Below are 24,673 nucleotides of genomic sequence, written 5' to 3'. Positions count from 1 at the left end.
CAGTCTGGAGAATTGCGATGCGTGGGGATTTTTATCAACAGTTAACGAACGATCTGCAAACCGCACGTGCGGAAGGGTTGTTCAAAGAGGAACGCATTATCACGTCAGCGCAGCAGGCTGATATCACCGTGGCGAATGGTAGCCACGTCATCAACTTCTGCGCCAACAACTACCTTGGCCTTGCCAACCACCCGGAGCTGATCGCCGCCGCGAAAGCCGGTATGGATAGCCACGGTTTCGGCATGGCCTCGGTGCGCTTTATCTGCGGTACGCAGGATAGCCACAAAGCGCTGGAGAAGAAGCTGGCCGATTTCCTCGGCATGGAAGACTCCATCCTTTACTCCTCCTGCTTCGATGCAAACGGCGGGCTGTTTGAGACGCTGCTCGGCGCGGAAGATGCCATTATTTCTGATGCCCTCAACCACGCGTCGATCATTGACGGCGTGCGTCTGTGTAAAGCGAAGCGCTACCGTTACGCCAACAATGACATGCAGGAACTGGAAGCGCGCCTGCAAGAAGCGCGCGAAGCGGGTGCCCGCCACGTGCTGATCGCCACCGATGGCGTCTTCTCAATGGATGGCGTGATTGCCAACCTGCAGGGCGTCTGCGACCTGGCGGATAAATATGATGCGCTGGTAATGGTTGATGATTCCCACGCCGTCGGTTTTGTCGGTGCCAACGGCCGCGGAACGCACGAATATTGCGAGGTGATGGGCCGGGTCGACATCATTACCGGGACGCTTGGCAAAGCGCTCGGCGGCGCATCGGGCGGTTATACCGCTGCGCGTAAAGAGGTGGTGGAGTGGCTGCGTCAGCGTTCGCGCCCTTATCTCTTCTCCAACTCGCTGGCGCCAGCGATTGTCAGCGCCTCGATCAAAGTGCTGGAGATGCTGGAGTCCGGCGGCGAACTGCGCGACCGCCTGTGGGCCAACGCCCGCCTGTTCCGCGAACAGATGAGCGCTGCGGGCTTTACGCTGGCGGGTGCCGATCACGCCATTATTCCGGTGATGCTTGGCGATGCCGTGGTGGCGCAAAACTTTGCCCGCGAGTTGCAAAAAGAGGGCATTTACGTCACGGGCTTCTTCTTCCCGGTGGTGCCGAAAGGCCAGGCGCGTATTCGTACACAGATGTCGGCGGCCCATACGCCAGAACAAATTGAACGCGCGGTAGCAGCCTTTACCCGCATTGGTAAACAACTGGGTGTGATCTGAGGACGTGAAATGAAAGCGTTATCCAAACTGAAAGCGGAAGAGGGCATCTGGATGACCGATGTGCCGGAACCGGAAGTTGGGCACAACGATCTGCTGATTAAGATCCGCAAAACCGCGATTTGCGGCACCGACGTGCATATCTACAACTGGGATGAGTGGTCGCAAAAAACCATTCCGGTACCGATGGTGGTCGGTCATGAATACGTGGGTGAAGTGGTTGGCATCGGTCAGGAAGTGAAAGGCTTCAAGATCGGCGATCGCGTCTCCGGCGAAGGGCATATCACCTGCGGACACTGCCGTAACTGCCGCGCGGGCCGCACCCATTTATGCCGCAATACCGTCGGCGTAGGCGTCAATCGTCCCGGCTGTTTTGCGGAGTATCTGGTGATTCCGGCCTTCAACGCCTTCAAAATCCCGGACAATATCCCTGACGAGCTGGCGTCGATTTTCGACCCGTTCGGTAACGCAGTCCATACGGCGCTCTCCTTTGATCTGGTGGGCGAAGATGTGCTGGTCTCCGGCGCAGGTCCCATCGGTATTATGGCGGCCGCGGTCGCCAAACACGTTGGCGCGCGGCATGTGGTGATCACCGATGTGAACGAATATCGTCTTGAGCTGGCACGCAAAATGGGCGTCACGCGCGCGGTAAATGTCGCTAAAGAGAACCTCACCGAGGTGATGGCGGAACTGGGGATGACGGAAGGGTTCGACGTAGGTCTGGAGATGTCCGGCGCGCCTGCGGCGTTCCGCACCATGCTCGATACCATGAACCACGGCGGACGCATTGCCATGCTTGGCATTCCGCCTTCGGAGATGTCGATTGACTGGAACAAAGTCATCTTCAAAGGGCTGTTTATCAAAGGGATTTATGGCCGTGAGATGTTCGAAACCTGGTACAAGATGGCAGCGCTAATCCAGTCCGGTCTTGACCTCTCACCGATCATTACCCACCGCTTCGGGATTGATGAATTCCAGAAGGGATTTGACGCGATGCGTTCGGGTCAATCCGGCAAAGTCGTGATTAACTGGGATTAAAAGAGTAAGGGCCAGATAATGGCCCTTTTTTCTGCGACAAATCTCAAAACAGATTATTAAATGTAAACTTTTGTCAGTGTCATAAATTCTTCGCAATTACGCAATACTCTTATTACGTCCTTTAACTCCCCCGACTATTCTGAATATTCTTAGTTCGCATCGGCGATGAAACTTAATCGCAACCGCTGTGTCTGAGAATTTACCTACTCAATCTGACCGACCTTAATTTTTTCTTAATTAAAACAATTTAAAAATAGTCACTGTAATGACAATGAATCAGGTAATTAATGATGAATAGCCCTGGTAAGCTTAGCGTTATTATCCCCCTCTACAATGCGGGCGATGACTTTGTACCTTGCATGGAATCCCTGTTAGCGCAAACCTGGACGGCGCTTGAAATCATCATTGTTAATGATGGTTCGACTGACAATTCTGCTGAAATAGCAGAGCGTTACGCAAAGAAGTATCCGCATATCCGGCTTATTCACCAGTGTAACGCCGGTGCCTCGGTGGCGCGTAACCGTGGCTTAACGTATGCCACAGGTGAATACATCGCTTTCGTCGATGCCGATGATATTGTCTATCCGCAAATGTATGAAACGCTGATGAAAATGGCGCTGGAAGACGATCTGGATGTCGCGCAGTGTAACTCGGACTGGTGCGATCGGCAGAACGGCAGCACCTGGCAATCCATTCCGCTGGATCGTATTCGTTCTACCGACGTAGTCAGCGGGCCTGACTGGTTAAGAGTGGCGCTGGCAAGCCGCCGCTGGACGCACGTGGTCTGGATGGGCGTTTATCGCCACGATGTCATTAAGCAAAATCGTATTGAATTTATTCCCGGGCTTCATCACCAGGATATTATCTGGAGCACCGAATTTATGTATAACGCCAAACGCGTGCGTTATACCGAACAATCGTTATATAAATATTTTCTCCATGGCTGTTCGGTCAGCCGTCTGAAGCGCCAGGGATTAAAGAACCTCGCCTATCAGCGTCATTACATGAAAATTACGCGCCTGCTGGAGAAATTGAATCGCGATTACGCTGACCGCATTACGATATATCCCGAATTCCACCAACAAATTACTTATGAAGCACTCCGCGTATGCCATGCCGTGCGAAAAGAGCCGGATGAAATAATTCGCAAGCGCATGATTGCCGAAATATATGCATCAGGAATGTTTAAACGTCTGGTCACTAATGTGCGCAGCCCTAAACTTGCTTATCAGGCGCTGCTGTGGTCACTTCGGCTATACAAATGGCGGGACAAGACGACGTCACACCATCGTCTTGCCCGTAAAGCGGTGAAAATCTACTAGCGCTGCTTACTTCCGGCCCCAGCCCTGCCACTGGTGCTGGAAGTACTGTACCAGCGTACTTTCGCTGATACTCTCTCCCACCACGCTAAAGAAGCGGCTGGCATTCACCGGCTCTGGCTTCTGCTTCGCTTTACACACCTTCGCCACGCGGAACGGATTACGTGGTGGCTGCGGCTGTGCATCAGGTTTGGCTGGCGTTGAGTTGTCGACCTGCGGCTCATGAAGCAGGTCGCTCGGTCGCACCAAAGTTATGTCAGAGGGTAAGTTTGCCAGCGCCTGCTGCAACACGCGTACGGTCGCCGGATGCGGGTGTCCAATGGCGATAGCCGAGCCGTTACGGCGCGCCAGCGCGACGGCACGGTCGAACTGACGGCGAATATCACCCTCATTCTGCGTATCATCGAGGAACACTTTGCGCTTAATCACCTTCACCCCGGTGCCGGAAGCTGCGCGCATCGACTGGCTATTGCCGATGGTCATGCTGTCGAGGAAGTAGAGGTTATAGCGCTCCAGCGCCTGCATCACTTTCTGCATGCCAAACAGGCTGGAGGTCATGGCGCTGCCCATATGGTTATTCAACCCGACGGCATAAGGCACCTTATTCACGGCGTCACTGATGATGCGCTCGATCTCTGCGCTGCCCATCTCCGGGCGCAGGGTATCTTTTTCCAGCGGCTGTTTACTGAGCGGTGCCATCGGCAGATGGATCAGCACTTCGTGGCCGCTATTGTGCGCTTTGGTCGCCATGTCGCGGGCATGGGTGGCATTGGGCAGCACCGCGACGGAGACCGCCTGCGGCATGGCCAGCACCTGGTTTTCTGTCTGGGGACGGTAGCCAAAATCGTCGATAACGATGGCCAGTTTGCCGGCAAACACCGGCGAGGAGAGCGCCAGCACGCTGGCAAGAGTAATCACGATGCGGCGAAGTTGAAGCAAACCTATCTTCCCAACCACGGCTGTGGATTGACCGCCTGGCCCTGACGGCGAATTTCAAAATAGAGTGAAGGCCGGCCCTGACCACCACTGCTCCCGACGAGAGCTATCGGCTGGCCTGCGCGCACCTGCGCGCCAACGCTAACGAGGGCGCTTTGGTTATAACCATAAAGGCTCATATCACCTTTGCCGTGCTCAACGACAACCACCAGGCCATAGCCCTGCAGCCAGTCGGCGAGAATCACGCGTCCGTCGGCGATGGCTTTGACTTCGCTGCCTTCAGACGCACCGATAACAATCCCTTTCCACCGTAGCTCACCCTGCAACTGTTCGCCATAACGGTGGAGCAACGGACCGCGAACCGGCCATATCGCGCGGCCTGCCGGCGAGCCTAAGCCGCCGGTGCGGGACATCAGGGAGCGTTCGCTCTCGGTTGGCTTATAGGTGGTGCCTTTGCGACTGGCCTCGCTCTGCCGCTCACGCACCGCCTGCGCTTCACGGGCTTCGCGCTCGGCGCGGGCTTTTGCTGCCGCCTCCGCGCGGGCAAGGCGATCGCGCAGACGTGATTCGTTAGCGCGCATCTCGCTAAGCTGCTGCTGACCTTCCTGAATTGAGGATTCAAGCCCGGAAAGGGTCTTTTTACGCTCGTTTCGCGCCTGCTCCAGCTTCGCCTGCTGCGCTTTCTGCTCATAGAGCAGGGTCTGCTGCTGGCTCTGCTTCTCTTCCAGCTCGGCTTTCTGCGAGGTGACCTCTTCACGCGTCTGTTTGAGCTGCGCGATGGTCTCCTGGCGCGCCTGGTTGAGATAACCGAAATAAGCCTGCAAACGCTGACCGCGCTGGCTCTCTTCACCACTCAGCAGAAGCTGGATACCGCTGTGCTCGCCCTGGCGAAACGCGGCATCCAGCTGCGCGGCAAGGTTGCGCTCCTGCGACGCGCGCTGACGCTCCAGTTTGGCGATGGAGGCGTTCATCTCATCAATCTGTTTATTGAGTTCTGCCAGCGTGTTTTCGGTTTCGTGCAGCTGGCGGGCGGCAGCGGAGATGGCCTCCTCCTGCGCTTTCAGCTGTGCGAGCAGGCCTGCGCGCTGCTGCTGCTGTTGGCGAACCGCGCGCTCTTTGGCGGCGATATCGGCCTGGATGGATTTGAGCTGATCGCGGTCATCCGCGTGGGCGGGAACGGCGCACAGCAAAGCGCCAGCGCTGAGTGCGCTGGCGCAGAGCAGAGGTCGGAGCCCGACCCATGTAATTGAAAAAATCGCCTTTCCCCTCATGGGGAGCGATTATTCCACGATGAACAGCGGCTTACCAGTCATCTCTTGCGGGATTTCCTCACCCATCAGCGACAGCATGGTCGGCGCGATGTCGGAAAGTTTGCCACCGGAGAGCGCTTTCACTGTTTTCTCACCCACATAAATCAGCGGAACCGGCAGATTGGTGTGTGCCGTATGTGCCTGGCCGGTTGAGGGATCGCGCATCTGCTCGGCGTTGCCGTGGTCGGCGGTGATCAGCAACTGCCCGCCAACAGACTCAACGGCGCGGGTGACCTGCGCAATGCAGTTATCCAGCGCTTCCACGGCGGCGACCGCCGCATCAAACACCCCGGTATGACCAACCATATCGCCATTCGGGTAGTTACAGATGATGGTGTCATATTTGCCGCTGGTAATGGCGGCGACCAGTTTTTCCGTCAGTTCGGCGGAGCTCATCTCCGGTTGCAGATCGTAAGTAGCAACTTTGGGTGAGTTGATCAGGATGCGGTCTTCGCCCGGGAACGGCTCTTCAACGCCACCGTTAAAGAAGAAGGTGACGTGGGCATACTTCTCCGTTTCGGAGATGCGCAGCTGGGTGCGGTTTTTCTTCGCCATCCACTCGCCGAGGGTGTTGGCAAGGGAGGTCGGCGGGTAGGCCACGGCGGTTTTGATGTCGGCGGCGTATTCGGTCAGCATCACGAAATCGAGCTTCACGACTTTCTTACGCGGGAAGCCGTCAAAATCGCTGTTAACGAAGGCACGAGTGATTTCACGGGCGCGGTCGGCGCGGAAGTTCATGAAAATCAGCGCGTCGCCATCTTCCATCGCCGCATCGGGCTGGCCGGCGGCGCGAATGACCGTCGCTTTCACAAACTCGTCGTTTTCGTCGCGGGCGTAAGCGGCTTGCAGCCCGGCAACGGCGCTGTCGAAGGTGAATGCGCCTTTGGCCTGGGTCATCAGATCGTAAGCCTGTTCGACGCGATCCCAGCGGTTGTCACGATCCATGGCGAAGTAACGACCAATAATGGACGCCACGCGGCCTTTACCAAGGGCGGCGAATTTCTCTTCAAATTTTTTCAGCGAGGATTCCGCGCTGCGCGGCGGCGTATCGCGGCCATCGAGGAAGGCGTGCAGGTAGATTTTTTCTGCACCCCGTTCGGCGGCCAGTTCGACCATCGCCATAATGTGATCTTCATGGCTGTGCACGCCGCCTGCGGAGAGCAGGCCCATAATGTGCACCGCTTTGCCGGCGCTGACTGCCTTATCCACCGCGCCGCGCAGCACCGGGTTAGTAAAGAAGGTGCGCTCTTTGATTTCAACGTCCAGGCGGGTTAAGTCCTGGTAGACGATTCGCCCGGCACCGAGGTTGACGTGCCCGACCTCGGAGTTGCCCATCTGGCGATCCGGCAGACCCACTTCCAGCCCGGAGGCGTCGATCAGGGTGTGCGGACGATTAGCCCACAGGCTATCCATCACCGGGGTTTTAGCGTTGAAAATGGCGTTATCTTGCTGATCTTCGCGATAGCCGTAGCCATCGAGAATCACCAGTACCATAGGTTTTTTTGAAACCGACATTGCGACAACCTCATGCTCTGAAGATAAAAATTTGCGTAATTTTACTACAGCTGAATCGATCAAATAGCCGCAGAAGATCAAAGAAAGGGGTCACCTGAGGGGGTGTTTTACATCGCTTTGTTTATTTTTTTCGTAACACGCCGCAGAAAATGCAATCCATCGCGCTCGCTGGCTGTATTTGCCTAACTGCGCAGGTATACTCCTTGCTGGTTTTTAATCACTTAGTCGGGAGCTGTTACCCCAGATGCAAGAAATTATGCAATTTATTGGACGCAACCCGATACTCTGTATCGGCTGGCTTGCGTTGTTCGCCGCGGTGTTATACACGACCTTCAAAGGCGTCGCGTCGAAAGTGAAAGTGATTTCCCGTGGCGAAGCCACGCGCCTCATCAACAAAGAAGATGCGGTGGTTGTGGACTTACGTCAGCGCGATGATTTCCGTAAAGGTCATATCGCCGGCGCGGTGAATTTGCTGCCAGGCGAGATCAAAGCCAATAATGTAGGTGAGCTTGAAAAACGTAAAAGCACGCCGATTATTGTTGTAGACGGTACCGGCCTGCAGGCGCAGACCCCGGCAAACGAGCTGGTAAAAGCCGGTTTCGAGAAAGTCTTTGTGCTCAAAGACGGTGTCTCCGGCTGGGTCGGCGAAAATCTGCCGTTAGTTCGCGGTAAATAAGTTACCCGGTGGGCTTCGGCTCACGGGGTAAAACCAGGAGAAGAGATATGGCCAATATTGAGATCTACACCAAAGCAACCTGCCCGTTCTGCCACCGCGCAAAAGCGCTGCTGAACAGCAAAGGCGTTGATTTTGCCGAGCTGCCGATTGACGGCGACATGGTAAAACGTGAAGAGATGATTCAACGTAGTGGCCGTACCACGGTTCCGCAGATCTTTATTGATGCACAGCATATCGGCGGCTGCGACGATTTATTTGCGCTGGATGCGCGTGGCGGATTGGATCCGCTGTTAGGTTAATGCTTTCTAAGCACTACAACACTTAAGGGTTACTTATTCATGTCTGAGCTAAACAACACCGAAATGACTTTCCAGATTCAGCGTATCTACACGAAAGATATCTCTTTCGAAGCGCCGAATGCGCCGCACATTTTTCAGAAAGAGTGGCAGCCGGAAGTCAAACTGGACCTCGACACCGCGTCAACGCAGCTGGCGGACGGCGTGTATGAAGTGGTTCTTCGCGTAACCGTAACCGCCTCACTGGGCGAAGAGACCGGCTTCCTGTGCGAAGTACAGCAGGGCGGCATCTTCTCTATCGACGGTATCGAAGGCACCCAGATGGCGCACTGCCTGGGCGCATACTGCCCGAACATCCTGTTCCCGTATGCCCGTGAATGCATCACCAGCCTGGTTTCCCGCGGTACATTCCCGCAACTGAACCTTGCACCGGTCAACTTTGATGCGCTGTTCATGAACTACCTGCAACAGCAGACTGGCGAAGGTGCCGAACAACATCAGGATGCCTGATGAACGCACTTAATGCTGCAATGACTGTGATCGGTGCCGGCTCTTACGGCACCGCTCTTGCCATCACGCTGGCAAGAAATGGCCACCAGGTTGTGCTGTGGGGCCATGACCCGAAACATATCGCGACGCTGCAACGCGACCGTTGCAACGTGGCGTTCCTGCCCGATGTACCTTTCCCCGACACCCTTGAGCTTGAGAGCGACCTTGCCCGCGCGCTGGCCGCCAGCCGCGACATTCTGGTGGTTGTGCCAAGCCACGTCTTTGGCGAGGTGCTGGCACAGATCAAACCGCTGATGCGCAGCGATGCGCGCATTGTCTGGGCGACAAAAGGGCTGGAGGCGGAAACCGGGCGTCTGTTACAGGACGTGGCGCGTGAAGTCTTAGGCTCCTCTATTCCGCTGGCGGTGATCTCCGGCCCGACGTTCGCCAAAGAGCTGGCGGCGGGAATGCCGACGGCAATCTCTTTAGCCTCCACCGACCCGCAGTTTGCCGACGATCTTCAGCAGCTGCTGCATTGCGGCAAGAGCCTTCGCGTCTACAGCAACCCGGACTTCATTGGCGTGCAGCTTGGCGGCGCGGTGAAGAACGTGATTGCGATTGGCGCAGGCATGTCTGATGGCATCGGCTTTGGCGCCAATGCGCGCACGGCGCTTATCACTCGCGGTTTAACGGAGATGTCGCGGCTTGGCGCGGCGCTGGGTGCCGATCCTGCTACCTTTATGGGCATGGCGGGGCTGGGCGATCTGGTGCTGACCTGTACCGACAATCAGTCGCGTAACCGCCGTTTTGGCATGATGCTCGGTCAGGGCATGGATGTCGAAGGCGCGCAGGAGAAGATCGGCCAGGTGGTTGAGGGCTATCGCAATACCAAAGAAGTGCGTGCGCTGGCGCACCGGTTCGGCGTCGAAATGCCAATAACCGAGCAAATTTATCAGGTATTGTATTGCGGAAAAAATGCGCGCGAGGCAGCATTAACGCTGTTGGGCCGCGCCCGCAAGGATGAGCAATAAGCGGCTAATCGCAGGGATTCTCATCACTATCACGTCAAGGCTGGCTAAGTCCGGCCTTGCTTTTATTTCGTCTGGAGTAAGCAATGCCGTGTGAAGAACTGGATCTGGTCTGGAAAAATATCAAAGCCGAAGCCCGCGCGCTGGCGGACTGTGAACCGATGCTGGCCAGTTTTTATCACGCAACCCTACTCAAGCATGAAAACCTTGGCAGTGCCCTGAGCTATATGCTGGCGAACAAGCTGGCGTCGCCTATCATGCCCGCCATCGCCATTCGCGAAGTGGTAGAAGAGGCCTACGCCGCAGACCCGGAGATGATCGCTTCTGCCGCCTGTGATATTCAGGCCGTGCGCACCCGCGACCCGGCGGTGGATAAATACTCAACGCCGCTGCTCTACCTGAAAGGGTTCCACGCCCTGCAGGCGCACCGTATTGGTCACTGGCTGTGGACGCAGGGCCGTCAGGCGCTTGCCATTTTCCTGCAAAACCAGGTCTCAGTGAGCTTCCAGGTTGATATTCACCCGGCAGCGACCATCGGTCGCGGCATCATGCTCGACCACGCCACCGGCATTGTGGTGGGTGAAACGGCGGTTATCGAAGATGACGTGTCGATTCTGCAGTCGGTTACCCTCGGCGGGACCGGCAAAACCAGCGGCGATCGCCATCCGAAGATCCGTGAAGGGGTGATGATTGGCGCAGGGGCGAAGATCCTTGGCAATATCGAAGTGGGGCGCGGCGCGAAAATCGGTGCCGGTTCCGTGGTGTTGCAGCCCGTGCCGCCGCACACCACCGCCGCAGGCGTTCCGGCGCGCATTGTCGGCAAGCCGGAGAGCGATAAGCCGGCGATGGATATGGATCAGCACTTCAATGGAGCCAATCACGGGTTTGAGTACGGCGACGGTATCTAATTTCTGGCTATTTTACTCGCCAGCCTGAACCCGGGCAGTGCTCAAAATCCTCACGTACTACGTGTACGCTCCGGTTTTTCCGCGCTGTCCGTCTCCAGCCTGCCTTCGCCAATAACGCCAGAAGTGCGGTAGGTTGATGCATTTGCCATACTACCCGTAGGCCGGATAAGGCGTAGCCGCCATCCGGCAATTCCAACCAACTACCTCATCAGCTGCGCAACACCGCGCCGGGATATCCGAGCTGGCGCCAGGCTTCATACACCACTACCGATACCGCATTGGAAAGGTTCATGCTGCGGCTGTCCGGCATCATCGGAATACGGATCTTCTGCTCCGGCGGCAGCGCATCAAGAATGGTGGCGGGCAGGCCGCGGGTTTCCGGGCCGAACATTAAATAATCCCCATCGGCAAACGACACGGCGCTGTGCGCGGGCGTCCCTTTGGTGGTCAGCGCAAACAGGCGCTGAGGCTGAGCGGCGGCCATAAAGGCGTCGTAATCAGCGTGGCGCTGCACGGCGGTGAATTCATGGTAATCCAGCCCTGCACGGCGCAGGCGCTTATCGTCCCAGGTAAAGCCCATCGGCTCGATGATATGCAGACGAAAGCCGGTGTTAGCGCACAGGCGGATAATATTCCCGGTATTGGGCGGGATTTCAGGTTCAAATAAGACAATGTTCAGCATGCAGCCCCCTTAATAGCGGGGGCAGGATAGCACTCTCCCCAGGGCGGGGAGAGCATTTTTTACTACGCCGCATCGCCGTGCGACAGCGGTGCCAGCGCGGCGGGGATCTCGCTCTGCGCCTGCACTAACGAGTCCTTGCTGATTTCGCGAATCGATTTCGCGCCGGTCAGCGTCATCGCCACGCGCATCTCTTTTTCAATCAGATCCAGCAGGTTAGCCACCCCCTGTCGGCCATGTGTCGCCAGCGCATAGAGATAGGCGCGGCCAAGCAGCACGGTGTCGGCGCCGAGCGCAATCATCCGCACCACATCAAGGCCGTTACGAATCCCGCTATCCGCAAGAATGGCAATATCACCCTTCACCGCATCGGCAATCGCTGGCAGCGCACGCGCCGAAGAGAGCACGCCATCCAGCTGGCGACCGCCGTGGTTAGAGACGACGATCCCATCCGCGCCAAAGCGCACCGCGTCGCGGGCATCTTCCGGGTCGAGGATCCCTTTGATCACCATCGGGCCATCCCAGAATTCGCGGATCCACTCCAGGTCCTTCCACGAGATAGAGGGATCGAAGTTGTTCGCCAGCCAGCCAATATAATCCTCCAGCCCGGTTGGCTTCCCGAGGTACGCAGAGATATTGCCCAGATCGTGAGGACGACCATTGACGCCCACATCCCATGCCCACTGCGGATGCATCACTGACTGCCAGTAGCGGCGCAGTGCGGCGTTTGGCCCGCTCATCCCGGAGTGCGCATCGCGATAACGCGCGCCGGGCGTCGGCATATCGACGGTAAAGACCAGCGTGGAACAGCCCGCTGCCTTTGCCCGCTCCAGCGCGTTGCGCATAAAGCCGCGATCGCGCAGCACGTAAAGCTGGAACCACATCGGGCGCTTAATGGTTGGTGCCACCTCTTCAATCGGGCAGACGGAGACGGTCGACAGGGTGAAGGGGATGCCTTTGGCATCTGCTGCGCCTGCGGCCTGCACTTCGCCGCGCCGGGCATACATCCCGCACAGCCCGACGGGTGCCAGCGCCACCGGCATTGAGAGCTGCTCCTTGAACAGCGTGGTCTCAAGGCTCAGGTCGGACATATTCTTCAGCACCCGCTGGCGGAGCGCGACCTGCGATAAATCCTCGACGTTGCGGCGCAGGGTATATTCGGCGTAAGCGCCACCGTCGATATAGTGAAACAGGAACGGCGGCAGAACGCGTTTTGCCGCGGCGCGATAGTCGCTGGCTGCGGAAATAATCATGCTTTTTTCTCCCTTAAATGAATCAGTTGCTCGTCGGGCAGGCGGGTGATGCGCGCCTGGCGGGCCCGGTCTTCGTCAAACTGGCGAATCGTGGTGTGGACGAATGCGAGGTGCGCCATCATCGCCTGACGCGCTCCCTCGGCATCGCCCGCAAGAATGGCATTCATTACCGTGCGGTGTTGCTCCGTAAGCCGGGCGAAAACCGGCGGAACAAGGTACATGCGCTGGCGGCTCTGCTTGACCGAGGATTGCAGCAGGTCGAAGAAACCGCGCATGGTTTGCAGCAGCACCACATTGTGTGAGGCTTCGGCGATGGCCAGATGGAAACGCACATCCGCCTGCGAGGCGAGATCCGGGTCATCGGATTGCGAGGCCTCAAAGCAGAGCACGATTTTCTCTTTATCGGCGTCGGTCGCGCGCATCGCTGCATGCCAGGCGGTGCTGGCCTCGATGGCGTGGCGGGCTTCGAGAATATCAAAGCTGTAATCGGGATCATCATTGAGCAGCGTTTTCAGCGGCTGGACGATATTCTGCTCCGACCACGCCTCATGCTGCCAGCGCACAAAGGTTCCACCCCCGCGGCGGCTTAACAGCACGCCTTCGCTGACCAGCATTGCCAGCGCTTCGCGTAAGGAGTTGCGCGACACGCCAAGCTGCACGGCAAGCTGGCGCTCGGCGGGCAACTTCATGCCCGCTTCCAGCTGTTGTTCTGCAATTAACGCCCGTACGCGGTCAGCGACCTCGTCAGCCAGGCGTCTGGGTAATAGGTTCATGGGATCATCCAGGTCAGCACATAAGCCTGCAAGGTGGTGATCACGCCGACCATACAGGTGAATATCAGGCTGTGTTTAACGGTAAAGCGGAAGAGATCGGACTCTTTGCCCACCAGCCCCACCGCCGCACAGGCGATAGCGATGGACTGCGGCGAGATCATCTTCCCGGTGACGCCGCCGGTGGTGTTAGCTGCCACCATCAGCACATCCGAGACGCCAATCTGCTGCGCGGCGGTGGCTTGCAGCGCGGCAAACAGCGCGTTTGATGAGGTGTCGGAGCCGGTCAAAAAGACCCCCAGCCAGCCAAGGAACGGCGAGAAAAAGGTAAACGCGCTGCCGGTGTGCGCCAGCGCTAACGCCAGCGTCGACGACAGGCCCGAGTAGTTAGAGATAAAGGCGAAGGCCAGCACCATGCCGATGGAGTAGATGGGCAGCGCCAGCTCTTTCAGCGTACCAGCAAAGGTGGTGATGGCATCCTTCGGTTTCATCTTCAGCCACACAATCGAGAGGATTGCCGCAAAGAGAATGGCGGTGCCGGTGGCAGAGAACCAGTCAAACTTATAGACCGCCGCATACGGCGTGGCGGCGTTCACCACCGGCGGCATGCGCGCCACCAGCTTATCAAGGTGCGGTACAGAGATATTAAACACCCAGTCGTAGAGCGCGCCACCCGGCGCAAAGAGCGCTTTAAAGGGCGGAACACTCCACAGCGTCACGGTTGCGGTCAGGAACAGGAAGGGCGACCAGGCGCGCAGGATCTGCCCGGCGCTGTATTTCGTGCGGGAGAGATCGAGATCGACCTGCGAGGCGCCCATATCACCAAAGCGGAAAATGCGCACTGGCTTCCAGCGCTTGAGGAACAGCGTCAGGCAGACCAGCGACACCAGCGAGGAGATGATGTCCGGTAGCTCCGGGCCGATAAAGTTAGAGCTGAGATACTGCGCAATGGCAAACGACCCCCCGGCAACCACTACCGCAGGCCAGGTCTCTTTCACCCCGCGCCAGCCATCCATAATCGCCATGATCCAGAAGAGCACAATAATGGTCAGGAAGGGGAGCTGGCGGCCCACCATCTGGCCGATTTCGAAGCTGTCCAGTCCGGTCACCTGGCCGGCAACCAGAATCGGAATCCCCATCGCACCGAAGGCCACCGGCGCGGTATTCACAATCAGGCACAGCCCGGCGGCATAGAGCGGGTTAAAGCCCAGCCCCACCAGCAGGGCGGCGGTGATCGCCACCGGCGCGCCAAACCCGGCGGCCCCTTCGAGAAACGCGCCAAACGAGAAGCCGACAATCAGCATCTGCAAACGCTGGTCTGGCGTAATGGAGAGAATCGACGAGCGAATAATGTCGAACTGGCCGGTTTTGACGGAGATCTTATAGACAAAGACGGCGGCGATAATGATCCACGCGATGGGCCACAGACCGTAGAAAAAGCCGTACACCACCGATGCCAGCGCGCGATCCACCGGCATTTTGTAGAACAGCAGCGCAACGGCAAGGGCGATGGCGACGGTCCAGCTTGCGGCAACGTAGCCTTTGAGCTTCAGTTTTATCAGCGCGAAAAAGAAGAACAGGATCGGAAGCGATGCGATGAGGCTGGAAAGCCAGAGATTACCAGCCGGGTCATAGTTCTGTTGCCAGAGCGTCATGCAGGTCTCCTGAGAACCACGGCAAAACCGCGAGCGATAAGTCTCTGCTTAGCTCTGTCTCACAGGTTTTGTAAAAGTGGTCCTGCCAATGGGGTTGTGTAGGGTTTGTGATAACGAATGGTTATCCAAATGTTGCGGCGTGGCAATCAGGCTGTGAAGGCATTTAGTGGAACTGTGAAGCGCGGAGAAAAAGCGGGTGGAATTGGTAGGGCCAATTAAGGCCGCCCGCGCGCTCAAGGGAGGCGGGGCGGAGAGAAGCTATCAGAACTCGGTGTTGGCGAAACCGGTCATCGCGTCGAGGCCCATTTCACGGCCCAGCGCCGTCATCGGGTGAACCACGACAATCCCGCGCACGCTTTTTTTCAGCTTGCCGAGGTCAGCCTGCTCTTTCTTGGTAATCGGGCGGCTGTAGCGCATTTGCGTCAGCTTCTGCGCCTCTTTACTCAGCTTCTGGCTGTACTGGTCGCGCAGACGGGCGATTTCGGTTTCCAGCGTGGTCTTCTCTTTTTCCAGTTCGGCGTACTTCTCAGCCGCATCAACCAGAGAGAGCTCCGCCTGCTGGTGGCGGATCGCGTCGAGACGGTCGCTCAGACGTTTAATTTCGTTTTTTTCGACTTCTTTCATGATAGGCATTTTCTTCAGGAACAAAGTGCAAGGATACAACACTTCAGGAGGGGATTACTTCTGGAATGCTTTTTTTAAGCTGATCCGTGAGATCAGCTCGGTCAGCGAAAGCACCATGGTGGAGCGCACCACCTGCTGATAACGCTGTTTTTGCATGGCGAAAAAATCTGCATCGCTGGTATCGAACACAGGCTGAGGCGGCAGGGCGGCGACGCAGTGCAGCTCGCCAAACGGCCCGAGGATCTCATCATCGGTGAAAGCGTACTCGGTGCCATCATGGTTCAGCTCTTCGCGCAGCGCCATCAGCAGCTCGGCATCTTCATACTCGGCCCGCGAGATAACCCCGAGGCCGTAAATCAGCTTCAAACGCACAGACAAATTGCCCAGCGGACCGTCACCGTCCAGCAGCGGCTCGACGGCATATTTCACCGCGTAGTCATCTTTGCGAAACACCTGCAGCACAAGGATGTTGATCGCTTCGTTGAGCAACTCAACGGCGGCAATCAAAAAACTGCGCACGGTTTTTCCCGCATTCAGACGCTCGAGTACACGGTTTTCGAAAGCCTGGGTGTGTTCCATTATTGCCTGCATATCTGACAACTTCGTTAGCTGGCGCGGGGTCTCCCGCGCCAATATCGGCATCATGCCTGGGTTTGATAAGCGTTGACGGCTTCCTGTACCACCGGGCTGTCGGCGTCGAGACCGGAAACCTGTGCCAGTGCCGCCTGCGGGCCTTTCTCAGCAATAAGCTGAGCCAGCTCCTGCGCCTGCGGATCCTCTTCGCTGCGATAGTGCATTGCGGCGGCGATCCCTTGCACCAGGTTGGCGTGCGGCAGGTTGTACTCCAGCGTGCCGAGCAGCGGTTTAATCAGACGGTCGCCCGCGCTCAGTTTACGCAGCGGTTGACGCCCTACGCGCTCCACATCGTCTTTCAGATAGGGGTTCTCAAAACGACCCAGGATTTTCTGAATATAGGCCGCGTGCTTGTCAGCATCGAAGCCATAACGCTTGATCAGCACCGCGCCGCTCTCTTCCATCGCGCCTTTCACCACGGCACGAATTTTCTCATCAAGGATCGCGTCGCGAATGGTTTGATGGCCGGTCTGCTTTCCAAGGTAGGCGGTTATAGCATGCCCGGTATTCAGCGTGAAGAGCTTACGCTCAACAAAGGCCATCAAATTGTCGGTCAGCTCCATTCCCGGAATAGTCGGCAGCGCGCCCTTAAACTGGGTTTTATCGACAATCCACTCGCTGAAGGTCTCAACCGTCACTTCCAGCGGATCGTTATTGGCAGAGGCGGAAGGGGGAACAATGCGGTCGACGGCAGAGTCGACGAAGCCGACATGCGCTTCAACCCAGGCTTTATCCTCCTCCGCCAGCTGGGCGAAAACGTGCCCTTTCAACTGGCTGGTGCCGCGCACCATATTTTCACAGGCGATAATATTCAGCGGCGTATCGATGCCCTGCGCCTTACGTTTTACCAGCCCTTTGGCAACCGCCGGGGCGATACGCTCCAGCACTACCGGGCCAACGGCGGTAGTAACTAAATCCACCTGCGCAATCAGATCGACAACTTCATCGCCGATGCTGCTCACCGCATTGACGCCAGAGACGGTATCCACCTGCTCTTGTTCACCGACTACGTGAACCTGATAGCTATGACGGGCGTTGAGGGCGTCCAGAACCACCTGATTAACATCGGCGAACGTCAGTTTAATCCCCGCGTCGGCCAACAGCTTGCCGATAAAGCCACGTCCGATATTACCTGCGCCAAAATGTAATGCTTTCATAGAATGACCCTTTATCAATGTTTTTACCCGAGAGGGCTGGGGTGAGGAACGTCAGCGGGTTCTCCTCACCCAAGCCCTCTCCTCCGAAGAGGAGAGAACGTGGAGCGGATTACTGGTTCAGCAATGCCAGCACTTCCTCAACGCTTGTGGTGTGCGAGAGACGTTCGACAATCGTCTCATCATCCAGCGCGTTAGTCAGGCTGGTAATGACCTGAATGTGTTCGTTATTGCGCGCGGCAATACCGATCACCAGATGCGCAATCTCATCCTCTTCTTCACCGAAGCGCACGCCCTGCGGATACTGGCAGAAGACCACGCCGGTTTTCAGGACGCGATCTTTCGCTTCCACCGTGCCGTGCGGAACCGCAATAGACTGGCCCAGATAGGTTGGCGTCAGTTTTTCACGTTCCAGCATCGCGTCAATGTATTCAGGCTGTACATAGCCGCCTTTGACCAGCTGCTCACCGGCAAAGCGGATCGCCTCTTCTTTCTGCGTGGCGCTACAGCCGAGGAAGATATTCTCCGCGCCCAGCTTAAACAGATGGGTGTTGGAAGTATCAAAGCTGTCCTGCAGGCTGCTGTTAACCTTCGCTTCGTTAGTCGTGTGGCGTTGGGCAGCCACCAGACGCTCGGTCAGGCCGGTGTAAAGGCCGCTGTCGAGGAAGTTGGTCAGTGAGATATGCTGCGCTTGCGGTGCCTGGCGCATGGCGCGCTCGGTCAGGTCGCGGTGCGTAATCACCAGATCGACATCGGACGGCAGGCTGTTAATCGCACTGTTGGTAACAGAGATGTTGGTCAGACCCGCATCCTGCACTTTCTTACGCAGCACACCTGCGCCCATGGCGCTGGAGCCCATCCCGGCATCACATGCGACGATGATTTTGCGCACGTGACTCAGATCGTTAGTGACATCTTTTGTGCCCTGCGCAGCCGCAGCGCCTTTGGATTCGGCTTTCATATCGTGCATACGGCGGGTTGCCGCTTCGATATCGTCCTCGTCCTCTTTCACTTTGCTGGTTTTCAGCAGGATTGCCGCGATAACGAAGGAGACAATCATGGCTGCGAAAATCGCCGCGAGGTTAGCGAAGTAAGCGCCTTTTGGCGTCATCGCCAGTACCGCGAGGATAGAGCCCGGAGAAGCCGGAGAGACCAGGCCGCCGTTCAGCACGCTCAGGGTAAAGACGCCGGTCATACCGCCGAGGATCACCGCAATCAGCAGACGCGGGTTCATCAGCACGTACGGGAAGTAAATCTCATGGATCCCGCCGAGGAAGTGGATAATCGCCGCGCCGCCCGCAGACTGCTTCGCGCTGCCGCGACCGAAGAACATATAGGCCAGCAGGATACCCATACCCGGACCCGGGTTTGCTTCAATCAGGAAGAAGATGGACTTGCCGATCTCATGGGACTGCTGAATACCCAGCGGCGAGAAGATGCCGTGGTTGATGGCGTTGTTAAGGAAGAGGATTTTCGCCGGCTCAACGAAGATAGAGGCCAGCGGCAGCATGTCGTGAACCACCATAAAGTTCACGCCTGCGGCGAGCGCTTTCGAGAGCACTTCCACCGCCGGGCCAATCGCCAGGAACGCCAGAATGGCGAGGATCATCCCGATGATGCCAGCGGAGAAGTTGTTGACCAGCATTTCGAAACCGGACTTGATCTTACCGTCGACGGCCGCGTCAAATTTCTTGATGCAGTAGCCGCCCAGCGGGCCTGCAATCATCGCGCCGAGGAACATCGGCATATCCGCGCCCACGATCACGCCCATGGTGGTTATAGCACCGACCACGCCGCCGCGATCGCCGCCTACCAGGCGACCGCCGGTAAAGCCGATCAGCAGTGGCAGCAGATAGGTAATCATCGGGCCGACGAGTTTCGCCAGCGTCTCGTTAGGTAACCATCCTGTCGGAATAAACAGGGCGGTGATAATCCCCCACGCGATAAAGGCGCCGATATTCGGCATCACCATATTGCTCAGGAAACGACCAAAGCTTTGCACCTTGATCTTGATATCGGATGACATAAAACACCCCTTCTTATGTTTGCTAGCGCACAGGCCGGAAGCCCGAGGTTTATTGTTAATGTGGCGGCAGAGGTAGCCGGACCTGAATTGTCTGTGATGCGGAATCTGGCACCGAATCGTTAGCCTGTCCAGATGACACACTTTTATGTGATCTTGATCACGCTGGTGTTGGGGGTTATCCACCATTCATAGTGACTTGCGTCACAAAAAATGAGTGTAAAAAAAGAACAGTGCGCAGAATTTACCCGGCATTGGCGAATAAATGTGATTCAAATCACATTTATTTGTCGGAAGTTTGTTAGTTATTTGTGACGTGAATCACAAGATATTTTCCTCGGAAAATTCCGAACGTGATCGACCGCAAAGTGCGCCTTTTCGAAAGACCAACGATGTAACTCCCTTTCACCCATCAGCCGGTATTTATGCTGGGGTAAGAAATTGACAGCGTGATGAACGCAACGCGCGCTTTCTACGCTTTAAGAGAAGCTCTTTTTTTCTGGATGAGAGTCCTGGTTTTAGCCCCTTGCCGTTCCAGCCTGGGTGAAAAGGACTATTTTGTTAACTAAGGCAATGTAAGGAGGTTCGCTGTACAACCCCGGCACGTGACGTACACTCTTTTTTATCCCTGCGGCTAATTTCAAAAGGACACGGCAATGAAACTGATCGGCAGCTATACCAGCCCGTTTGTACGCAAAATCTCCGTCATACTGCTGGAAAAAGGTATCACCTTTGAATTTATCAATGAGCAGCCCTACAACGCCGACAGCGGCGTCGGTCACTACAATCCGCTCGGCAAAGTGCCGGCGCTGGTCACCGATGAGGGAGAGGTGTGGTACGACTCGCCGATCATTGCGCAATACATTGACCTGCTGGGCGCCGAACCGCCGATGCTGCCGGACGATGCTAAAGCGGCGCTGAAAATCCGCCAGCTGGAAGCGCTGGCCGACGGCATTATGGACGCTGCGCTGGTCTCGGTGCGTGAGTTAGCGCGCCCGGTAGAGCAGCAGTCGCAGGCGGAACTGCTGCGCCAGCGGGAAAAAGTCTCGCGCGGGCTGGATGCGCTGGAAAAGTGCCTGCAAGAGGGCGAACTCGATGTCGACACGCTCAACCTGGCCACCATCGCCATTGCCTGCGCCATTAGCTACCTCAACTTCCGCCGCGTCTCGCCGGGCTGGAACGTCGATCGCCCATTGCTGGTGAAGCTGGTGGAAAATCTCTTCCAGCGTGAAAGCTTTGCCCGCACGGAACCGCCTAAGGCGTGATCCGTGTTATGCCCGCCTGAGAAAATCGCTGTACAATCCCCCTCACGTCAACACCCCTGACGGGAGGGGTAACTCCACAGCCGGGCCTTTTCATGACAACTCTTTACAGCCAGATTCCCTCGACCGATCGCCTGTTACGTGATGAGGCGTTCGCGTCGCTGTTAACCACGTATGGTCATAGCCGCGTTACGCAAACCCTGCGTCAGTTGCAGGATGAGGCGCGCGCAGCGATCCGCGACGCCCAGCGCTTGCCCGCCTGGTGTGAAAACTGGGCGCAGGCCGCCTTACAGCGCCTGGAGCAGGAGAGCAGCCACGCGCTGCGGTCGGTGTTTAACCTTAGCGGCACGGTGCTGCACACTAACCTCGGGCGCGCGGTGCAGTCGCAGGCCGCCATTGATGCGGTGACCACGGCGATGGGCTCGGCGGTAACGCTGGAGTACGATCTTGACGGTGCCGGGCGCGGTCATCGCGATCGCGCCATTGCGGCGCTGCTCTGCCAGTTAACGGGCGCAGAAGATGCCTGCATCGTTAACAACAATGCCGCAGCGGTGCTGCTGATGCTGGCGGCAACGTCAGCCGGCGGTGAAGTGGTGGTATCGCGCGGCGAGTTGGTGGAGATCGGCGGCGCGTTTCGTATTCCCGATGTGATGCGCCAGGCGGGCTGCATTCTGCATGAGGTGGGCACCACCAACCGCACCCACGCCAAAGATTACCGCCAGGCAATCAATGCCAATACCGCGTCGCTGATGAAAGTCCACACCAGTAACTACCACATTGCAGGCTTTACCAAAGCAGTAGAGGAAGCCGAGCTGGTTGAACTGGCGCAGGAAGCCGACCTGCCGGTGATTGTCGATCTTGGCAGCGGCTCGCTGGTCGATTTAAGCCTCTACGGTTTACCGAAAGAGCCGATGCCGCAGGCGCTGATTGCCGCGGGCGTCAGCCTGGTGAGCTTCTCCGGCGATAAGCTGCTCGGCGGGCCGCAGGCAGGGATTATCGTCGGTAAAAAGGCGTTGATTGAGCAGCTTCAGCACCACCCGCTAAAACGCGCGCTGCGGGCGGATAAAATGACCCTCGCGGCGCTGGAAGCGACGTTGCGGCTCTATCTGCACCCGGAAAAACTGACGCAAAATCTGCCGACGCTGCGCTATCTCACCCGCCCACAGGCGGAGATCCGCGACCAGGCCCAGCGCTTATGCGACGCGCTTACCGCCCGCTACAGCGAGTTTGCGCTGCGCGTCGAGCCCTGCCTGTCGCAAATTGGCAGCGGATCGCTGCCCGTTGAGCGGCTGCCGGGCGCGGCGCTAACCTTTACCCCGCATGACGGCAGCGGCCGTCGGCTGGAGGCACTGGCAAGCGAGTGGCGCGCGCTGCCGCAGCCGGTGATTGGCCGTATCTATGAGGGCCGTCTGTGGCTCGATTGCCGCTGTCTTGATGATGAATCCCGCTTGCTGGAGATATTGCTGAAATGATTATTGCCACTGCCGGGCATGTCGACCACGGCAAAACCACCCTGATCGAAGCCATTACCGGCGTCAATGCCGACCGCTTGCCGGAAGAGAAGCGGCGCGGCATGACCATCGATCTGGGCTACGCCTACTGGCCACAGCCAGATGGCCGCGTGCCGGGCTTTATTGACGTGCCGGGGCATGAAAAATTCCTCAGTAATATGCTGGCAGGCGTTGGCGGTATCGATCACGCCCTGCTGGTGGTGGCCTGCGACGATGGCGTAATGGCGCAGACCCGTGAACATCTGGCGATTTTGCAACTGACTGGCAACCCGGCGCTCACCGTTGCGCTTACCAAAGCCGATCGCGTTGACGAAGCGCGTATAAACGAGGTGCGCGAAGAGGTGGAGCAGACCTTACGGGAGTTTGGCTACCCGCAGGCGATGCTGTTTGTCACCGCTGCCGCCGAGATGCGCGGTATTGATGCGCTGCGCACGCACCTGTTGCAGCTGCCGGAGCGGGCGCACCCGGAGCATCAGCGCTTCCGGCTGGCGCTGGATCGCGCCTTTACGGTGAAGGGAGCAGGGCTGGTGGTTACCGGCACGGCGCTCTCCGGCGATGTCCGTATCGGCGATACGCTGTGGCTCACCGGCGTTAATAAGCCGATGCGCGTGCGCGGTCTGCATGCGCAGAATCAACCCGTTGAGCATGCCCACGCCGGGCAGCGCATTGCGCTGAACATTGCCGGTGATGCGGAAAAAGAGGCGCTCAGCCGCGGCGACTGGCTGCTGTCGCAACAGCCGCCTGCGCCAACGGAGCGGGTGATCGTTGCCCTTCATAGCCATACGCCGCTCACCCAGTGGCAGCCGCTGCATATCCATCACGCCGCCAGCCATGTCACCGGGCGCGTCTCGCTGCTGGAGGATGGCTTAGCCGAGCTGGTACTGGATACGCCGCTGTGGCTGGCAGATAACGACCGGCTGGTGCTGCGCGATATCTCCGCGCGCACTACGCTTGCGGGCGCTCGCGTGGTGACGCTGAACTCGCCGCGGCGCGGCAAACGCAAAGCGGACTATCTGGCGTGGATCGCCGACCTTGCGCGTGCTGAAGATGATGCGCAGGCGCTCAGCGCGCACCTGTCGCGCGGCGCGGTAGATCTCACCGCCTTCGGCTGGGCGCGTCAGCTCAGCACCAGCGGCCTGAATATACTGCTGGAAAACCCCTGTTTTATCCGTGCCGGTAATAACCTGCTTGATGCGCCGATAGCCGCCCGCTGGCAGCGCAAGCTGCTGGAGACGCTGGCAACCTACCATCAGCAACATCATGACGAACCCGGCCCTGGCCGCGAGCGTTTGCGCCGCATGGCGCTGCCGATGGAGGACGAAGCGCTGGTCTTAACGCTGATTGAGCGTATGCGCGAGAGCGGCGATATCCAGAGCCATCACGGCTGGCTGCATCTGCCGGAGCATAAAGCCGGTTTTAACGATGAGCAGGCACAGCTGTGGCAGAAAGCCGCACCGCTCTTCGGCGATGAACCCTGGTGGGTGCGTGATTTGGCGCGTGAAACGGGGGTTGATGAGCAGGTGATGCGCGGCGTATTGCGACAGGCGGCGCAGCAGGGGCTGATTACCGCTATCGTCAAAGACCGCTACTACCGCAACGATCGCATTGTCACCTTCGCCAGCATGATCCGCGATCTCGATCAGGGGCGCGGCTCCACCAGCGCGGCGGATTTTCGCGACCAGCTCAATGTCGGGCGCAAGCTGGCGATTCAGATCCTCGAATACTTCGATCGCATTGGTTTTACCCGCCGTCGGGGCAACGACCATATTCTGCGCGACAAGGCGCTCTTTATTAACGAGAAGGGTTAAGGCACTTCGCGCGGGGAGAAATCTGCCGATCTGCCGGATGCGATCAAAGCGCGCAGACGGTTTTTTCTGGCACTCTCGCTCTTTTCAGCCTCAGGCGGGAGGACGCGTGAACCGATTTATCATCGCCGATGCGGCAAAATGCATCGGCTGCCGCACCTGCGAAGTGGCCTGCGCGGTATCGCACCAGCTGGATCAGGATTGCCCGGGCCTTAACCCCGCCCGTTTCTCTTCACGCATTCGCGTGGTCAAAACCGGCGACTTCTCCACGGCAGTTACCTGTCATCACTGTGAAGAGGCGCCCTGTACCAGAGCCTGCCCGGTCGGTGCCATTTACCGCGCGCAAGGTGCAGTGCTGGTGGAGCAGTCGCGCTGTATCGGCTGCAAAAGCTGCATGGTTGCCTGCCCGTTTGGCGCGATGGAGGTAACTTCAGCGCCGTTACAGGCGCTGAAGTGCGATCTCTGTCAGCACCGCGACGGCGGGCCAGCCTGCGTTGAGGCCTGCCCGACAAGCGCGCTGAGTTGTGTCGATCCGGCGCGGTTACGCGAAGCGCGGCTAAAAAGCCTGCCCGCGTAAACCG

Annotated in this window: 23 protein-coding genes; 12 read left to right on the top strand and 11 right to left on the bottom strand. The window is 57.8% G+C overall.

Annotation, left to right across the window (positions count from 1 at the left end):
• The first annotated feature begins 17 nt into the window (after nt 1-17).
• From kbl to ABIC80_RS15555, 3 genes are all read left to right on the top strand, one after another.
• Complete coding sequence (gene kbl, locus ABIC80_RS15565; protein WP_042718685.1) at nt 18-1,211, top strand: glycine C-acetyltransferase; 1,194 nt, start codon at nt 18-20, stop codon at nt 1,209-1,211.
• Nucleotides 1,212-1,220: 9 nt separating this feature from the next.
• Entirely contained in the window at nt 1,221-2,246 is a 1,026-nt protein-coding gene (gene tdh, locus ABIC80_RS15560; RefSeq protein WP_429177753.1) for an L-threonine 3-dehydrogenase, read from the top strand.
• Between the two features lie 287 nt (nt 2,247-2,533).
• Nucleotides 2,534-3,568, top strand: coding sequence for a glycosyltransferase (locus tag ABIC80_RS15555; protein WP_429177751.1), 1,035 nt, complete (start codon nt 2,534-2,536; stop codon nt 3,566-3,568).
• A gap of 6 nt (nt 3,569-3,574) precedes the next feature.
• Here ABIC80_RS15555 and ABIC80_RS15550 read toward each other — a convergent pair whose 3' ends face one another.
• Genes ABIC80_RS15550 through gpmM form a run of 3 tightly spaced genes read right to left on the bottom strand, consistent with a single transcriptional unit; the run spans nt 3,575 to nt 7,326 of the window.
• Entirely contained in the window at nt 3,575-4,504 is a 930-nt protein-coding gene (locus ABIC80_RS15550) for a divergent polysaccharide deacetylase family protein (protein ID WP_312118368.1), read from the bottom strand.
• A gap of 2 nt (nt 4,505-4,506) precedes the next feature.
• A complete protein-coding gene (gene envC, locus ABIC80_RS15545; protein WP_305207232.1) occupies nt 4,507-5,772 on the bottom strand; it encodes a murein hydrolase activator EnvC in 1,266 nt (421 codons plus the stop codon).
• Nucleotides 5,773-5,781: 9 nt separating this feature from the next.
• A complete protein-coding gene (gpmM, locus tag ABIC80_RS15540) occupies nt 5,782-7,326 on the bottom strand; it encodes a 2,3-bisphosphoglycerate-independent phosphoglycerate mutase (RefSeq protein ID WP_263753703.1) in 1,545 nt (514 codons plus the stop codon).
• A 244-nt stretch (nt 7,327-7,570) separates the two neighbouring features.
• On the opposite strand from gpmM, the gene ABIC80_RS15535 reads away from it, so the two are divergent.
• From ABIC80_RS15535 to cysE, 5 genes are all read left to right on the top strand, one after another.
• Complete coding sequence (locus ABIC80_RS15535; protein WP_042718673.1) at nt 7,571-8,002, top strand: rhodanese-like domain-containing protein; 432 nt, start codon at nt 7,571-7,573, stop codon at nt 8,000-8,002.
• 47 nt (nt 8,003-8,049) lie between these two features.
• Nucleotides 8,050-8,301, top strand: a complete 252-nt coding sequence (gene grxC, locus ABIC80_RS15530) for a glutaredoxin 3 (protein WP_042718672.1) — start codon at nt 8,050-8,052, stop codon at nt 8,299-8,301.
• A gap of 39 nt (nt 8,302-8,340) precedes the next feature.
• Nucleotides 8,341-8,808 carry a protein-export chaperone SecB gene (gene secB / locus ABIC80_RS15525; protein WP_042718670.1) on the top strand — a complete coding sequence of 156 codons (468 nt, stop codon included), beginning with the start codon at nt 8,341-8,343 and terminating at the stop codon, nt 8,806-8,808.
• Nucleotides 8,808-9,818, top strand: a complete 1,011-nt coding sequence (gpsA, locus tag ABIC80_RS15520; protein WP_429177750.1) for an NAD(P)H-dependent glycerol-3-phosphate dehydrogenase — start codon at nt 8,808-8,810, stop codon at nt 9,816-9,818. The genes secB and gpsA overlap by 1 nt, the downstream gene beginning before the upstream one ends.
• A gap of 83 nt (nt 9,819-9,901) precedes the next feature.
• Nucleotides 9,902-10,723: a serine O-acetyltransferase gene (gene cysE, locus ABIC80_RS15515; RefSeq protein ID WP_042718667.1), complete on the top strand. Its 822-nt coding sequence runs from the start codon at nt 9,902-9,904 to the stop codon at nt 10,721-10,723.
• 208 nt (nt 10,724-10,931) lie between these two features.
• Here the strand turns inward: cysE and trmL are convergent, their stop codons facing one another.
• The 8 genes from trmL to ABIC80_RS15475 form a co-directional block, all read right to left on the bottom strand.
• Nucleotides 10,932-11,405: a tRNA (uridine(34)/cytosine(34)/5-carboxymethylaminomethyluridine(34)-2'-O)-methyltransferase TrmL gene (gene trmL / locus ABIC80_RS15510; protein WP_042718666.1), complete on the bottom strand. Its 474-nt coding sequence runs from the start codon at nt 11,403-11,405 to the stop codon at nt 10,932-10,934.
• 62 nt (nt 11,406-11,467) lie between these two features.
• Entirely contained in the window at nt 11,468-12,655 is a 1,188-nt protein-coding gene (gene lldD / locus ABIC80_RS15505; protein ID WP_042718664.1) for an FMN-dependent L-lactate dehydrogenase LldD, read from the bottom strand.
• Nucleotides 12,652-13,428: a transcriptional regulator LldR gene (gene lldR, locus ABIC80_RS15500; RefSeq protein ID WP_200134894.1), complete on the bottom strand. Its 777-nt coding sequence runs from the start codon at nt 13,426-13,428 to the stop codon at nt 12,652-12,654. The genes lldD and lldR overlap by 4 nt, the downstream gene beginning before the upstream one ends.
• On the bottom strand, nt 13,425-15,080 hold the full coding sequence (gene lldP / locus ABIC80_RS15495) for an L-lactate permease (RefSeq protein ID WP_042718661.1): 1,656 nt from the start codon (nt 15,078-15,080) through the stop codon (nt 13,425-13,427). The genes lldR and lldP overlap by 4 nt, the downstream gene beginning before the upstream one ends.
• 261 nt (nt 15,081-15,341) lie before the next feature.
• Entirely contained in the window at nt 15,342-15,704 is a 363-nt protein-coding gene (locus tag ABIC80_RS15490; protein WP_042718723.1) for a YibL family ribosome-associated protein, read from the bottom strand.
• A gap of 54 nt (nt 15,705-15,758) precedes the next feature.
• Nucleotides 15,759-16,346: a mannitol operon repressor MtlR gene (mtlR, locus tag ABIC80_RS15485; RefSeq protein WP_094193208.1), complete on the bottom strand. Its 588-nt coding sequence runs from the start codon at nt 16,344-16,346 to the stop codon at nt 15,759-15,761.
• Nucleotides 16,346-17,509, bottom strand: coding sequence for a mannitol-1-phosphate 5-dehydrogenase (gene mtlD / locus ABIC80_RS15480; RefSeq protein WP_429177819.1), 1,164 nt, complete (start codon nt 17,507-17,509; stop codon nt 16,346-16,348). Before mtlD ends, mtlR begins: the two co-directional genes overlap by 1 nt.
• A 94-nt stretch (nt 17,510-17,603) precedes the next feature.
• Nucleotides 17,604-19,517, bottom strand: coding sequence for a PTS mannitol transporter subunit IICBA (locus tag ABIC80_RS15475; RefSeq protein WP_042718655.1), 1,914 nt, complete (start codon nt 19,515-19,517; stop codon nt 17,604-17,606).
• Nucleotides 19,518-20,170: 653 nt separating this feature from the next.
• Here ABIC80_RS15475 and ABIC80_RS15470 point away from each other — a divergent pair.
• The 4 genes from ABIC80_RS15470 to ABIC80_RS15455 all read left to right on the top strand — a co-directional run bounded on the left by ABIC80_RS15470 (nt 20,171) and on the right by ABIC80_RS15455 (nt 24,669).
• Nucleotides 20,171-20,779: a glutathione S-transferase gene (locus ABIC80_RS15470; RefSeq protein ID WP_042718654.1), complete on the top strand. Its 609-nt coding sequence runs from the start codon at nt 20,171-20,173 to the stop codon at nt 20,777-20,779.
• A gap of 92 nt (nt 20,780-20,871) precedes the next feature.
• On the top strand, nt 20,872-22,248 hold the full coding sequence (gene selA, locus ABIC80_RS15465) for an L-seryl-tRNA(Sec) selenium transferase (RefSeq protein WP_429177749.1): 1,377 nt from the start codon (nt 20,872-20,874) through the stop codon (nt 22,246-22,248).
• Nucleotides 22,245-24,095 carry a selenocysteine-specific translation elongation factor gene (selB, locus tag ABIC80_RS15460; RefSeq protein ID WP_429177748.1) on the top strand — a complete coding sequence of 617 codons (1,851 nt, stop codon included), beginning with the start codon at nt 22,245-22,247 and terminating at the stop codon, nt 24,093-24,095. The genes selA and selB overlap by 4 nt, the downstream gene beginning before the upstream one ends.
• 106 nt (nt 24,096-24,201) lie before the next feature.
• A complete protein-coding gene (locus tag ABIC80_RS15455) occupies nt 24,202-24,669 on the top strand; it encodes a 4Fe-4S dicluster domain-containing protein (RefSeq protein WP_429177746.1) in 468 nt (155 codons plus the stop codon).
• Nucleotides 24,670-24,673: the final 4 nt, after the last annotated feature.

The organism is Kosakonia sp. 1610 (assembly GCF_050435845.1).
GTDB classification, from domain to species: domain Bacteria; phylum Pseudomonadota; class Gammaproteobacteria; order Enterobacterales; family Enterobacteriaceae; genus Kosakonia; species Kosakonia cowanii.
Note: the sequence above shows the minus strand (reverse complement) of the source record. Positions and strands in the feature narration are given on the sequence as shown.